This window comes from Streptomyces sp. NPDC047072 (assembly GCF_040643855.1).
In the GTDB taxonomy this organism is placed as follows: domain Bacteria; phylum Actinomycetota; class Actinomycetes; order Streptomycetales; family Streptomycetaceae; genus Streptomyces.
In genome coordinates this window covers 1-12,607 of record NZ_JBEYVC010000055.1, presented here as the reverse complement: position 1 = coordinate 12,607, position 12,607 = coordinate 1, and the positions used below count along the sequence as shown (strand labels likewise).

The 12,607-nt window shown below is 70.8% G+C and carries 11 protein-coding genes; 5 read left to right on the top strand and 6 right to left on the bottom strand.

Annotated features, from left to right (window positions below; translation table 11 throughout):
- Positions 1-2: 2 nt before the first annotated feature.
- Positions 3-470 (top strand): DUF4262 domain-containing protein, encoded by a 468-nt coding sequence (locus ABZ896_RS23390; protein WP_360932239.1) that lies wholly within the window; start codon positions 3-5, stop codon positions 468-470.
- 796 nt (positions 471-1,266) lie between these two features.
- On the opposite strand, the gene ABZ896_RS23385 is transcribed toward ABZ896_RS23390, so the two are convergent.
- The 4 genes from ABZ896_RS23385 to ABZ896_RS23370 are packed head-to-tail and all read right to left on the bottom strand — an operon-like array spanning position 1,267 to position 6,962.
- Positions 1,267-2,427 carry an acyl-CoA dehydrogenase family protein gene (locus ABZ896_RS23385; RefSeq protein ID WP_360932236.1) on the bottom strand — a complete coding sequence of 387 codons (1,161 nt, stop codon included), beginning with the start codon at positions 2,425-2,427 and terminating at the stop codon, positions 1,267-1,269.
- Positions 2,428-2,433: 6 nt separating this feature from the next.
- Positions 2,434-3,354: a hydroxymethylglutaryl-CoA lyase gene (locus tag ABZ896_RS23380; protein WP_360932233.1), complete on the bottom strand. Its 921-nt coding sequence runs from the start codon at positions 3,352-3,354 to the stop codon at positions 2,434-2,436.
- The gene (locus ABZ896_RS23375) at positions 3,351-5,339 is read right to left on the bottom strand and encodes a biotin carboxylase N-terminal domain-containing protein (RefSeq protein ID WP_360932230.1); all 1,989 of its coding nucleotides are present in this window, start codon (positions 5,337-5,339) and stop codon (positions 3,351-3,353) included. Before ABZ896_RS23375 ends, ABZ896_RS23380 begins: the two co-directional genes overlap by 4 nt.
- A gap of 6 nt (positions 5,340-5,345) precedes the next feature.
- Positions 5,346-6,962, bottom strand: a complete 1,617-nt coding sequence (locus tag ABZ896_RS23370; protein ID WP_360932227.1) for a carboxyl transferase domain-containing protein — start codon at positions 6,960-6,962, stop codon at positions 5,346-5,348.
- A 97-nt stretch (positions 6,963-7,059) separates the two neighbouring features.
- Between ABZ896_RS23370 and ABZ896_RS23365 the strand changes: the two genes are divergently transcribed.
- From ABZ896_RS23365 to ABZ896_RS23350, 4 genes are all read left to right on the top strand, one after another.
- The gene (locus ABZ896_RS23365) at positions 7,060-7,653 is read left to right on the top strand and encodes a TetR/AcrR family transcriptional regulator (protein WP_360932224.1); all 594 of its coding nucleotides are present in this window, start codon (positions 7,060-7,062) and stop codon (positions 7,651-7,653) included.
- 120 nt (positions 7,654-7,773) lie between these two features.
- Positions 7,774-8,442, top strand: a complete 669-nt coding sequence (locus ABZ896_RS23360; RefSeq protein ID WP_360932221.1) for a hypothetical protein — start codon at positions 7,774-7,776, stop codon at positions 8,440-8,442.
- Between the two features lie 53 nt (positions 8,443-8,495).
- On the top strand, positions 8,496-9,653 hold the full coding sequence (locus tag ABZ896_RS23355; RefSeq protein WP_360932218.1) for an acyl-CoA dehydrogenase family protein: 1,158 nt from the start codon (positions 8,496-8,498) through the stop codon (positions 9,651-9,653).
- A 35-nt stretch (positions 9,654-9,688) separates the two neighbouring features.
- Positions 9,689-10,561, top strand: coding sequence for an acyl-CoA thioesterase II (locus ABZ896_RS23350; RefSeq protein WP_360932215.1), 873 nt, complete (start codon positions 9,689-9,691; stop codon positions 10,559-10,561).
- A gap of 146 nt (positions 10,562-10,707) precedes the next feature.
- Here ABZ896_RS23350 and ABZ896_RS23345 read toward each other — a convergent pair whose 3' ends face one another.
- Both ABZ896_RS23345 and ABZ896_RS23340 read right to left on the bottom strand, forming a co-directional pair.
- Positions 10,708-11,496: a phosphatase gene (locus tag ABZ896_RS23345; RefSeq protein ID WP_360932212.1), complete on the bottom strand. Its 789-nt coding sequence runs from the start codon at positions 11,494-11,496 to the stop codon at positions 10,708-10,710.
- A gap of 70 nt (positions 11,497-11,566) precedes the next feature.
- A partial coding sequence (locus tag ABZ896_RS23340; RefSeq protein WP_360932209.1) for a helix-turn-helix domain-containing protein occupies positions 11,567-12,607 on the bottom strand: 1,041 nt, incomplete at its 5' end.

Below are 12,607 nucleotides of genomic sequence, written 5' to 3'. Positions count from 1 at the left end.
CTGTGGCTGGAGCGCACGAATCGGGAAGCGACTCGATTCAATATAAGATTCGTGAAGATGTGGCAGATCAGGGTTGGAGTTGGATTTGGGTATTTGACCCCGACGCATCTCGCCCTCCATTTGCCTACAGCATTGGCTTTACGGCCACCTTTGGTCATCCTGAGGTGGTGGTGGTGGGGCTCCCGGAGGATGCATCCGTCAGCGTCCTCCAGGCAGTGGAAGCTGAACTGGCGGAAGGGGTCAGGTATCAGGATGGATCGTCCTCTGATGAGATCCTGAATGGTTTCCCCGTGCGGTTCCAGCGAGTCCCGGAAGAGCTTTCTTCGGTGAATCTGGTGCAGGCGTCCAACTTTTACGCCGGAAAAATCCCGAGCGCACTCCAGCTCATCTGGCCTGATCGCGATGGAAATTACCCCGGAGGGCCAGGTACTCCTACCTGGCTTAATGACAGGCAGGCGCTAGGTCTGTAGTCATGGAATGCTGAAGGTCTCTACAGGCTAGCCTGCAAGTTGCAGGCTGGCCGGACCTGCGAAGGTACTTGGCTTCCCTTCCGTCAAGGTCTCCTCCGTCAAACTTGGCGGAGGAGGCCTTTTTCATAACGTGCCCATGATTCCATCGAAATCTCACTCAAGGAGGGCTGTGACTTCCCGGTGTGGAAACCAAACGGATAGAAACTCTCGGTGATGCTGTTCGCTTCGTGTACAACGAGATTTGCGCACGGTCTCGTTATTGCTGCCGCGCCTAGGAGCGTTGACAGCCATGAGGGCTGGGACGCCGGGACCGATGCGGTCCACGGTGGGGTGGACTCAGTGTTCATCTCGGTCCAGCAGGCCGCCAGCGGCCCGGTGACGGTACAGTGTATACAGGGGTCCTATCAGCCGATCGGAAAAGTCTGTGTGTACTCGGGGAAGCTGACCCTCCCCAGGCATCCCTGGGGATTTCAGATCCAAATGAATCAGTAAGGATGCTGATTCCCGTTCCGAATATGGAGAACCAGGTCGATGTTTACGGAGACGGTGGCGACGAACCCGACGACATGGTGATCGTTCTGACAGGATCGGATTCGTGGTAATCCGATCTCGGGCTGCGGATCGCCGAGGAGTATGACGATCCGGACGAGGGCCAGGAACCAGCCTGACAGCCCGCGTTGATCAGCCCAACGTACGAGGTCGGTGCCGGGCGGCGGTTCCTCGACGCGGTCGGGGGGCAACCGGCGGGTACGGCGGCGGCTGGGTCGCTGAGTCCGTACCCGCTCCGCATGAGTGGTCAGCCGACCAGTCCCAACTCCCTTGCAATCAGCATTCGTTGGACTTCGCTCGTGCCCTCGCCGATCTCCAGGATCTTGGAGTCGCGCCACATTCGAGCCACCGGGTACTCGTTCATGAAGCCGTAGCCGCCGTGGATCTGGGTGGCGTCGCGGGCGTTGTCCACGGCGATCGTGGAGGAGTACAGCTTGGCGAGGGCCGCCTCCTTCTTGAAGGGCTCGCCGGCCACCAGGCGTGAGGCCGCGTCCCGCCAGGCGAGGCGGGCCGTGTGGGCCTTCATCTCCATGTCGGCGATCTTGAACTGGATGGCCTGGTTGGCGCCGATGGGCTTCCCGAACGCCTCCCGTTCCTTCGCGTACTTCACCGACTCGTCCACACAGCCCTGCGCGAGCCCGGTCCCGAGGGCCGCGATGGCGATCCGGCCCTCGTCGAGGATCCGCAGGAACTGCGCGTAGCCGCGGCCCTGCTCGCCCAGCAGGTTCGCCGCCGGGACGCGGACGTCGGAGAAGGACAGCTCCCGGGTGTCGGAGGCGTTCCAGCCGACCTTGGAGTACGGCGCCGCGACCGTGAACCCGGGTGTGCCCGAGGGCACGATGATCGAGGAGATCAGCGGCCTGCCGTCCGGCTTGCGACCGGTGACCGCGGTGACGGTCACCAACCCCGTGATGTCCGTACCGGAGTTGGTGATGAAGCACTTGGTGCCGTTGATCACCCACTCGTCGGTGTCCGGGTCCAGGCGGGCCGTCGTACGGGTAGCTCCCGCGTCGCTGCCGCCGTCCGGCTCGGTCAGGCCGAAGGCGCCCAGGATCTCCCCGGAGCACAGCCGGGGGAGCCATTCCTGTTTTTGGGATTCGGTGCCGAACAGGTGCAGCGGCATCGCGCCCAGCGAGACGCCGGCCTCCAGGGTGATCGCCACCGACGAGTCCACGCGCGCGAGTTCCTCCAGCGCGAGGCCGAGCGCCAGGTAGTCGCCGCCCATCCCGCCGTACTCCTCGGGGAACGGCAGCCCGAACAGGCCCATGCGGCCCATCTCGCGGACGATGTCGTACGGGAACTCATGGCGCTCGTAGTACGCGCCGATCTTCGGCGCCACCACGTCGTGCGCGAACTCCTCGACGGTGCGGCGGAGTTCTTCGAGTTCGGGGGAGAGGCGGTGGTCCATCTCGGATCACTCCTGGTGGGAGAGGGCGCGGACGGTGCGGGACGGGCTGGGTCGGCCCAGGTGGTCGGCCATCCACACGCTGGTGGCGACGAGACGGCCGAGGTCGACACCGGTGTCGATGCCGAGGCCCTGGAGCATCCACACCAGGTCCTCGGTGGCGAGGTTGCCGGTGGCGGACTTGGCGTACGGGCAGCCGCCGAGGCCGCCGGCGGAGGAGTCGATCGTCGTGACCCCGTATTGCAGGGCCACGTAGGTGTTGGCGAGGGCCTGGCCGTACGTGTCGTGGAAGTGCACGCCCAACTTCTCGACCGGTACGTCGAGTTCGGTCAGCAGCGCGCGGACGTGGCCCGGGGTCGCCACCCCGATGGTGTCGCCCAGGCTCAGTTCGTCGCAGCCCATGTCGAGCAGGGCGTGGCAGACCCGGACGACCTGCTCGACCGGGACCGCGCCCTCCCAGGGGTCGCCGAAGCACATGGAGAGGTAGCCGCGGACGTGCACGCCCTCGGCCTTCGCCCGCGCGACCACTGGCTCGAACATGGCCAGGGCGTCGTTGAGGGACCTGTTGAGGTTGGCCTTGGCGAAGGACTCGGTGGCGCTGGCGAAGACGGCGACGCGACGCGCGCCGAGCGCGAGGGCGCGGTCCAGGCCGCGTTCGTTGGGCACGAGCACGGGGAGGTCCACGGAGAGGTCGCTGATCTGCGGGAACAGCTGCTCGGCGTCGGCCAGTTGGGGCACCCACTTGGGGTGGACGAAGCTCGTCGCCTCGATCGTGGTCAGGCCCGCGTCGGCGAGGCGGCGGACGAACTCGGCCTTGACCTCCGTCGGGACGGTCGACTTCTCGTTCTGCAGGCCGTCGCGGGCGCCGACCTCGTGGATGCGGACGCGGGTGGGCAGGCCCGCTTCCGGCAGGACCATGGGGAGTGTCATGTCTCGTCCTTCGCCGGGGTGATGACCGCGAGCACCTGGTCCATGGCGACCGTGGTGCCGGGCGTGACGTCCAGTTCGGCGACCGTGCCGGCGTGCGGGGCGGAGATGACGTGTTCCATCTTCATCGCCTCGACGACCAACAGGCTCTGCCCCGCGGCCACTTCGTCGCCGACCCCGGCCTTCACGACGGTGACGGTGCCGGGCATGGGCGCGGTGAGCGAGTCGGCACCGGCGTGCGCGGATCCGGTGAGCGAGGCGGCGACGGGGTCGTGGTCGCGCACGTGCCAGGCGTCGCCGTCGCGGCCGAGCCAGGTGCCGTCCGGCAGGGCGGCGAAGGTGTGCGAGAGGCCGTCGAGCCGGAGTGCGAACCGGTGACCGGCGGTGGGGTGCAGCGAGGCGCGCAGGGGCTGGTCGGCGCCCGGCGCCAGCACTTCGGTGCCGCCGTCCGGTGTGGCGCGCACGCGCACGGTGACCGGATCGTGGCCCGCCGCCCTCAGGCGGTGCGGGGTCCAGGCTCGCTCGCCGCCCAGCCGCCAGCCGTCCGTCGCCGCGAACGGGTCGGCCCAGCCGGTGTCCCGGGGGAGTGTGAGGGCCCGGTGTCGCAGCAGTGCCGCCGCCGCGTAGACCTCGGTCGGCACCCCGTCCGCCACGAGCCCGTCGACCTCGCGCTCCACCAGCCCCGTGTCCAACTCCCCCGCCACCACCGCCGGATGGCCCAGCAGCCGCCGCAGGAACCCCGCGTTCGTCTGCACCCCCAGCGTGACCGTCTCAGCCAGAGCCGCCCTCAGCTTCCTGAGCGCGGTCTCCCGGTCCAGGCCGTACGCGATGACCTTGGAGAGCATCGGGTCGTACAGGCTGCCGACCTCCGTGCCCTCGCTGAGCCCGGAGTCGGTGCGGACGCCGTCGCCCTGGGGCTCGTGCAGCTTCACCACCGTGCCGCCGGACGGCAGGAAGCCCTTCGCGGGGTCCTCGGCGCAGACGCGGGCCTCGATCGCGTGCCCGGTCAGCCGGACGCCCTCCTGCCCGTACGGCAGCCGTTCGCCCGCCGCCACCCGCAGCTGCCACTCCACCAGGTCGAGCCCGGTGACCAGTTCCGTGACCGGGTGCTCCACCTGGAGGCGGGTGTTCATCTCCATGAAGTAGTACGACGACGGATCGTCGCCCGGCACGATGAACTCCACCGTGCCCGCGCCCCGGTAGCCGCAGGAGCGCGCCGCCTCGACCGCGGCCTCGCCCATGGACGCGCGCGTGGCCTCGTCCAGCAGAACCGAAGGCGCCTCCTCGACGACCTTCTGGTGCCGCCGCTGGAGCGAGCACTCGCGCTCGCCGAGGTGGATCACCTGGCCGTGGCCGTCCGCCAGCACCTGGATCTCGATGTGCCGGGGCCGGTCCACCCACCGCTCGACGAGGAGCGTGTCGTCGCCGAAGGAGGCGCGGGCCTCGCGGCGGGCGGCGGCGATCTCCTCCTCCAGGACGGTGAGGTCCCGGACAAGGCGCATGCCCTTGCCGCCGCCGCCCGCGGACGGCTTCAGCAGGACGGGGGCGCCCAAGTCGCGGGCGGCCTCGGCGAGTTCGGGGTCGCGGCCGCCGGGGACCACCGGTACCCCGGCCGCCTGGACCGTCTCCTTCGCGCGGATCTTGTCGCCCATCAGGGAGATCGCCTCGGCGGGCGGTCCGATGAAGACGAGCCCGGCGTCGGCGCACGCGCGCGCGAAGGACGCGTTCTCGGCGAGGAAGCCGTAGCCGGGGTGGACGGCCTGGGCGCCGGTGCGGGCGGCCGCCTCCAGGAACCGCTCGGCGGACAGATAGCTCTCGGCGGCCGGCGCCGGGCCCAGTCGTACCGCCGTGTCCGCCTCCCGGACATGCCGGGCGTCGGCGTCCGCGTCCGAGAAGACGGCCACCGAGCGCACGCCCAGCGACCGCAGCGTGCGGATGACGCGGACCGCGATCTCGCCCCGGTTGGCGACAAGCACTGTGTCAAACATGGGTCCTCACATCCGGAAGACGCCGAACTGGGGGTCACCCAGGGGCGCGTTGCCGCAGGCGGTCAGGGCCAGGCCGAGCACCTGCCGGGTGTCGAGCGGGTCGATGACCCCGTCGTCCCAGAGCCGGGCGGTGGCGTAGTAGGCGTTGCCCTGGCGCTCGTACTGGGCGCGGATCGGGTCCTTGAAGGTCTCCTCGTCCTCGGCGGGCCACTGCTCGCCGCGGGCCTCCAGCTGGTCGCGCTTGACGGTCGCGAGGACCGACGCGGCCTGCTCGCCGCCCATGACGGAGATCTTGGCGTTGGGCCACATCCACAGGAAGCGGGGGGAGTAGGCCCGGCCGCACATCGAGTAGTTGCCCGCGCCGTACGAGCCGCCGACGACGACCGTCAGCTTCGGCACGCGCGTGCAGGCGACCGCGGTGACCATCTTGGCGCCGTGCTTGGCGATGCCGCCCGCCTCGTACGAACGCCCCACCATGAAGCCGGAGATGTTCTGGAGGAAGAGCAGCGGGATGCCGCGCTGGTCGCACAGCTCGATGAAGTGGGCGCCCTTCTGGGCGGATTCGGAGAACAGGATGCCGTTGTTGGCGACGATCCCCACCGGGTGGCCGTGGATCCGGGCGAAGCCGGTGACCAGGGTCTGCCCGAACTCCGCCTTGAACTCCGCGAAACGGGAGCCGTCGGTGATCCGGGCGATGATCTCGCGGACGTCGTAGGGGGTGCGGGAGTCGGCCGGGACGGCGCCGTAGAGACCGTAGGGGTCGACCTTGGGCTCCACGACCGGCTCCAGGGACCAGGGCGGGGCCCCGCGCGCGGGGAGCGTGGCCGCGATGGTCCGGACGATCCTGAGGGCGTGGGCGTCGTCCTCGGCGAGGTGGTCGGTGACGCCGGACACGCGTGCGTGCACCTCGCCGCCGCCCAGCTCCTCGGCGGTGACGACCTCGCCGGTGGCGGCCTTCACGAGCGGGGGGCCGCCCAGGAAGATCGTGCCCTGGTTGCGGACGATGACCGCTTCGTCGCTCATGGCGGGGACGTACGCCCCGCCCGCCGTGCAGGAGCCGAGGACGGCGGCGATCTGGGGGATGCCCGCCCCCGACATCCGGGCCTGGTTGTAGAAGATCCGCCCGAAGTGCTCGCGGTCCGGGAAGACCTCGTCCTGCATCGGCAGGAAGGCGCCGCCGGAGTCGACGAGGTAGACGCAGGGCAGGCGGTTGTCGAGGGCGACCTCCTGGGCGCGCAGGTGCTTCTTCACCGTCATCGGGTAGTACGTGCCGCCCTTGACGGTGGCGTCATTGGCGACGATCACGCACTCGCGCCCGCTCACCCGGCCGATCCCGGCGATCACCCCGGCGGCCGGGGCCTGTCCCTCGTACATCCCGTCGGCGGCGAGCGGAGCCAGCTCCAGGAAGGGGGAGCCGGGGTCCAGGAGGGTGTCGACGCGGTCGCGGGGGAGCAGCTTGCCGCGCGCGGTGTGCCGCTCGCGCGCCCGCTCCCCGCCGCCCAGACGCGCCGCGGCGAGCTTGCCGCGCAGCTCTTCGACGAGGGCGCGGTGGGCCTCCTCGTTGGCCCGCCAGGCCTCCGACGCGGGATCCGCCGCGCTCGTCAGCTCCGGTGCCTGATCCATGTCCGACGGTCCCCTCACCCAGTGATCGCCTGTTAATGAGCGTTAACCATTTCCTTCAGGTTAACGACCGCTAACCTCCCTGTCTAGAATTGCTCTCATGGCCACGAGAACCGACGCCCCCACCCGCCGCGAGCAGATCCTCAAGGAGGCGGCGCGGCTCTTCGCCGAGCGCGGGTTCCACGGCGTGGGCGTGGACGAGATAGGCGCGGCGGTCGGGATCAGCGGGCCCGGGCTGTACCGGCACTTCGCGGGCAAGGACGCGATGCTGGCGGAGCTGCTGGTGGGGATCAGCGAGCAGCTGCTGCGGGGGGCGCGGGGGCGGCTGGCGGAGGCGGACGGCGGCTCCCCGGAGGCCGTCCTCGACTCCCTCGTCGAGGGCCACATCGACTTCGCGCTGGACGACCGCCCGCTGATCGTCCTGCACGACCGCGAGCTGGACCGCCTGCGCGACAGCGACCGCAAGCTGGTGCGGCAGCTCCAGCGGCAGTACGTCGAGCTGTGGGTGGGCGTCGTACGCGAGCTGTACCCGGACCTCCTGGAGCCCGCCGCCCGCTCCGCCGTGCACTCGGTGTTCGGCCTCCTGAACTCGACCCCGCACCTGGGGCGGGCCGGGTCCCTGCCGGGCCGGGCGGCGACGGCGACGCTGCTGCACCGGATGGCCAGGGGGGCGCTGGCGGCCGCGGCCGGCTGAGGGGTTCGGCCCGCCCGGGGCTTCCCCGCGCTTGCGCGCCAAGGACTTGTCAAAGCGGCGGCAAGGCTTCTTTACGGCGTGTCGGGCGTTCCAGCGGCCACGGGGATGGGATGAGACGGGATGGGCATACCGTCAGGCGGTTACCAGGTCGACCCGGACACGGTGTTCCGGTCGTCCGTGCAGTTTCTCGACACCAAGGACTTCGTCTTCGACATCGCCGCCGGGACGGCCGCGGACCTGAGCGCCTCCGCGGGCATGGCGGGCGACGGCAGCACCGCGCACTCGTTCGCGGCGAAGTACGAGCCGGCCGCGAGAACCGTCGTCCAGGCGATCGGCTCGGCCGGACAGGGCATGGCGACGATCTCCAGCCGACTGCTGGCCATGGCCACGAACTACCTGGCCGCCGACGACGCGATCGCCGCACAGATGACGGGGAAGGTCGACGCCTCCTCGGGGCTGTCGCCCTCGGCCCACCAGCAGCAGTGCGAGCCCAGCGAGGCGTACAACTCCCTGCCGATGGTCACCGGCTCCAAGGAAGGTCCACGAGATCCCGGTGATCGGGAAGTTCTGGCCCCAGGGCGACCCGGACAAGCTGCGCGCGGCGAGCCGGGTCTGGGCGAGCTGCGCCACTCTGATCGACGACGCCCAGGTCAACGCCTCACACCCCGCCCATCCCGCCCGGAGCCACCGCCGAAGATGTACGAGCCCTTCTCGAGGCGCTTGAGGACGCGGCGTGACGAGCGTTACGGATGCTCCTCTGGCGCCGCTCGCTACCGGCCGGTACGGTGATGTTCTGAGCAAGCGCTTAGGTAGCGAACGGCAAGTCGGTGGAGGTGGGCGCGGTGCGCCGTACGGTGTTCAACGAGGATCACGAGGCGTTCCGGGAGACCCTCCGGGCCTTCATCGAGGCCGAGGTCGTCCCCGTCTACGACGAGTGGTTCGCGGCCGGTCAGGCGCCGCGGGAGTTCTACTACAAGCTCGCCGAGCTGGGCCTCTTCGGGATCAACGTCCCGGAGGAGTTCGGCGGCGCCGGCATCGACTCGTACAAGTTCGAGGCCGTGATGTACGAGGAGACGGCCCGCGCGGGCGTCCACTTCGGCGGCTCCGGCGTGCACGTCCTGCTCGGCCTGCCGTACATCAAGATGCTCGCCACCGACGAGCAGAAGAAGCGGTTCCTGCCGAAGTTCGTCTCCGCCGAGGAGATGTGGGCCCTCGCGATGACCGAGCCGGGCACCGGCTCCGACCTCGCGGGCATGAAGACCACCGCCAAGCTCTCCGAGGACGGCACGCACTACGTCCTCAACGGCTCCAAGACCTTCATCACCGGCGGCGTCCACGCCGACCGCGTGATCGTGTGCGCCCGCACCGCCGCGCCCACCGCCGAGGACCGCCGCCACGGCATCTCCCTGTTCGCCGTGGACACCAAGTCCGAGGGCTACTCCATCGGCCGCAAGCTCGACAAGCTGGGCCTGCGCACCTCCGACACCGCCGAGCTGGCGTTCGTCGACGTGAAGGTCCCCGTCGAGGACCTCCTCGGCGAGGAGAACAAGGGCTTCTACTACCTCGGCCACAACCTCGCCTCCGAGCGCTGGGGCATCGCCTTCGGCGCCTACGCGCAGGCCAAGGCCGCCGTCCGGTTCGCCCAGCAGTACGTCACGGACCGCACCGTCTTCGGCAAGCCGGTCGCCCACTTCCAGAACACCAAGTTCGAGCTGGCCGCCTGCAAGGCCGAGGTCGACGCGGCCGAGGCCGTCGCCGACCGCGCGCTCGAAGCCCTCGACGCCGGTGAGCTCACCCCCGCCGAGGCCGCCAGCGCCAAGCTGTTCTGCACCGAGGTCGCCCACCGCGTCATCGACCGCTGCCTCCAGCTGCACGGCGGCTACGGCTTCATGAACGAGTACCCGATCGCCCGCCTGTACGCGGACAACCGCGTCAACCGCATCTACGGCGGCACCAGCGAGATCATGAAGACGATCATCGCCAAGGACATGGGCCTGTAAAGCGCCCGGAACCACGGACGCGTAGAAACACCTGCATGAGTCAGGCACTTCAGGATCTCCTCGATCTGCTCGACCTGGAGCAGATCGAGGAGAACATCTTCCGCGGCGCCTCCCGCCCCGCCGTCGTCCCCCGCGTCTTCGGCGGGCAGGTCGCGGCGCAGGCGCTGGTCGCCGCCGGGCGGACGGTCCCCGAGGACCGGCTCGCCCACTCCCTGCACGCGTACTTCCTGCGCCCCGGCGACCCGGGCGCGCCGATCATCTACACCGTCGACCGTATGAACGACGGCCGCAGCTTCACCGCCCGCCGGGTTGTCGCGGTCCAGCACGGCCAGCCGATCTTCGCGCTGTCCGCCTCCTTCCAGCGGTACGAGGAGGGCTTCGACCACCAGGCCCCCATGCCGCCCGCCCCCGACCCGGTCACGCTCCCCACCTCCCAGGAGCGGCTGCGCGGCTACGACCATCTGCCCCCGGCGGTCGTCGAGCGGTTCCTGGAGGCCCGCGAGGCGATCGATCTGCGCTATGTCGACGAGCCGCCGTACGGGAGGTTCGGCGAGCCGCGCGACCCGCACTCCCAGGTGTGGTTCCGCACCAACGGCAAGCTCTCCGACGACCCCCTGCTGCACGTCGTCCTCGCCACCTACGTCTCCGACATGACCCTGCTCGACTCGGTACTGCTCGCGCACGGCCGCGGCGGCTGGGCGACCGGGGACGTCGTCGGGGCCTCGCTGGACCACGCGATGTGGTTCCACCGCCCCTTCCGCGCCGACGAATGGCTCCTGTACGACCAGGAGTCCCCCTCCGCCTCCGCGGGCCGCGGCCTCGGCCAGGCCCGTATCTACACCCAGGACGGCAGGCTGGCGGTCTCGGTGATCCAGGAGGGCGTGGTCCGCGCCCCCAGAAACGGCTGAGCGCTCCGCCGGCAGTGCCGCGATGGGCCGTCGATCGGCTGCGGCGCCGTTTGGCCGGTCGCGCCCGCGCGGCGGAGCCGCGTGCCGACACAGTCCCGCGCCCCTTGGCGGCGCTGCCGAACCGCGGCCGACTTCACCGGGACCGCTTAGAGCAGCCCCGCCTGGTCCAGCAGGTACGCCGTCATCAGGTCGTAGTGGCGCGGGCTGACCACGTGGTCGTCGAGCGGGACCGTCACCTGGACCGTGCCCTCCGACTCGGCGAGGAAGAGGGCCGGGTCGTTGGAGTCGGCGTAGCCCACCGCGTCCACGCCGTGCTGACCGGCGTACCCCGCCCAGCCGTGGTCGGCGACGACCAGGTCGGGCAGCGGGCGGCCCTCGCGCTCCAGGCCCGTGAGGATCGCCTTCATCGGCTCGCCGGAGTGGGTGTGCCAGAGCGTCGCGCCGTGCTCCAGGACCGCCACGTCCGCGAACTGCATGACGTAGCCCTCCTCCGTCTGGAGGCCCTCCGGGATGACCACGATCTCGCAGCCGGCCGCCTTCAGTGCCGCGGCGGTCGAGTGGTGCACCTCAAGCAGCCCACCGGGGTGCCCGGTCGCGAACAGCACCCGCTGCCGCCCCTCCGCCGCCTTGCGCAGCCGTGCCGCCAGCCGATCCAGGCCGTCCACCGTCAGCTCGGGGTCGATGGTGTCCTGGCCGTAGCGGTACCCCGGGTCGTCGCTCACGCCCACCCGCTCCGCCATCACCGCGAGCACGTCCTGCTCGTCGTTCCAGCGGTCGCCCAGCTCCAGCCCGAACCAGTAGTGGCGGTTGCCGTTCGCGAGCTGGCGGTAGTGGGAGAGGTTGTTCTCGCGCGGGGTGGCGACGTCCCCCGCGATACGGGTTCTGACGAGGTGCTCGACGAGCGCGGCGCGGCTGGGTGTCCCGGGTATCGGCATGCCTCCCATTCTGGGGTACGGCCCTGTCGGCCCACCTGGTATCCCGCCCGCTGGGACGCGGGTCACGTGATCATGGCCGGCGCAGCGCGAACCACAGCTCCATCCGTACGTCCGGGTCGTCCAGGTCCAGGTCGAGCAGGGCCGCGCACTTCGCGATCCGCTGCCGCACGGTGTTGCGGTGCACGGCCAGCGCCACCGCCGTACGGTCCCAACTGCCGTGCAGGGAGAGCCAGGTGCGCAGGGTGTCCGCCAGGGCGGGGGCGAGGGGCGCGAGCAGCGCCCGCGCGTGGTCCGCGGCCTGGTCCTCCGGCACCAGGTCGGCGAGGGCCGGGCGGGCCGGGTGCCGGACCAGGTCGGCGCGGGTGGCGCGGGCCCGGGCCAGGGCGCGGGCGGCCTGGGTGTCGGCGGCGGCCCACTCGGACGGGCCCGCGGGGGCGCTGACGCCGAGGACCCAGCCGGGCTGCGGCGCCGGTTCACGCCCGGCGGGCACGAGCACGCGTACGACGTCCCGCGCCACGTCGACCAGCGGCGACCCGAGCGCCGCGCCCAGCGCGGAGGCGGCGACGGCGTCGGGAGCACCGGGCGACTCGGGCCGCGTGTGCACGACGACTCCGCCCGGTTCTCGGCTCCTGAACCCGCGCGAGGACTCGGGCAGCGCGTGCTTGACGACTCCGCCGGCTTCTCGGCTTCCGAACCTGCGCGAGGACTCGGGCAGCGCGCGCTCGCCGCCGTCGGCCTCTCCGCTTCCGAACCCGCGCGAGGGCTCGGGCCGCGCGTGCACCACGACCCACTCGCCCCCGCCGAGGAGTGGGGCGACGGCCTCGGGCGCGGCGCCCAGCAGCAGCCGTACGAGAGCGGACGAGCGGGCCGCGCCGGTGCCGCTCTGGTGCTCGCCGGTGAGCAACGACAGCAGGACGGCGGCGACGGAGGCGATGGTGTGGTCGCCGGGGGCGCGACCGGGAGCCGCGACCCCGAGCACGAAACCGTGTCCGGCGCCGAGGGCGTAGACGGCGAGGTGGAGGCCGGCGACGGTGTCGGTGGCGGAGGCCGGCGGGATCGTGCTGCGGCCGCATCTCGTGTACGGGCGGGGGGACGTGTGGGTGGTGCCGGG

What these genes read in the sequence shown, in the direction of transcription:
- ABZ896_RS23385 (WP_360932236.1), bottom strand. Translation starts at nt 2,427, where the DNA reads ATGGACCACCGCCTCTCCCCCGAACTCGAAGAACTCCGCCGCACCGTC.
- ABZ896_RS23380 (WP_360932233.1), bottom strand. Translation starts at nt 3,354, where the DNA reads ATGACACTCCCCATGGTCCTGCCGGAAGCGGGCCTGCCCACCCGCGTC.
- ABZ896_RS23375 (WP_360932230.1), bottom strand. Translation starts at nt 5,339, where the DNA reads ATGTTTGACACAGTGCTTGTCGCCAACCGGGGCGAGATCGCGGTCCGC.
- ABZ896_RS23370 (WP_360932227.1), bottom strand. Translation starts at nt 6,962, where the DNA reads ATGGATCAGGCACCGGAGCTGACGAGCGCGGCGGATCCCGCGTCGGAG.
- ABZ896_RS23365 (WP_360932224.1), top strand. Translation starts at nt 7,060, where the DNA reads ATGGCCACGAGAACCGACGCCCCCACCCGCCGCGAGCAGATCCTCAAG.
- ABZ896_RS23360 (WP_360932221.1), top strand. Translation starts at nt 7,774, where the DNA reads ATGGGCATACCGTCAGGCGGTTACCAGGTCGACCCGGACACGGTGTTC.
- ABZ896_RS23350 (WP_360932215.1), top strand. Translation starts at nt 9,689, where the DNA reads ATGAGTCAGGCACTTCAGGATCTCCTCGATCTGCTCGACCTGGAGCAG.
- ABZ896_RS23345 (WP_360932212.1), bottom strand. Translation starts at nt 11,496, where the DNA reads ATGCCGATACCCGGGACACCCAGCCGCGCCGCGCTCGTCGAGCACCTC.